The sequence below is a fragment of the Bowmanella dokdonensis genome, assembly GCF_017254865.1.
Classification (GTDB): domain Bacteria; phylum Pseudomonadota; class Gammaproteobacteria; order Enterobacterales; family Alteromonadaceae; genus Bowmanella; species Bowmanella dokdonensis.
In genome coordinates, this window is the sequence record NZ_JAFKCV010000380.1 from 1 (window position 1) to 288 (window position 288).

1 protein-coding gene is annotated in these 288 nt (G+C 50.0%); it reads left to right on the top strand.

The genetic code is table 11. The features are described from left to right. Window positions 1–55: 55 nt before the first annotated feature. Window positions 56–288, top strand: a 233-nt coding sequence (locus tag J0A66_RS23010; RefSeq protein WP_206576097.1) for a hypothetical protein, incomplete at its 3' end; no start/stop codon positions are given.

Consider the following 288-nt stretch of genomic DNA (forward strand, 5'->3'; position numbering starts at 1 on the left):
AACACCGGATAACATACCAACCCACAGCCTTAGAGCATGTTGGATACTCCGGCAAGTGGCCAAGAGCGGCAAAGATATCCTCACCAAGAATACACCAGAACAACACCCCCTAGAAGACGACGACCTCAAAGTACTGACGGTCTTCAAGACATTCGCTTCAAACAATAGGCGCAAAAGGGCACTCCGCGAACTCGCCGAAGTCTGCCAAATCGCAGGAATAAACCCTTGGAACGACACGGCTATAACTTTTAATGCCAGCGACGAACCAAAATACAGGACAGTCCGAGC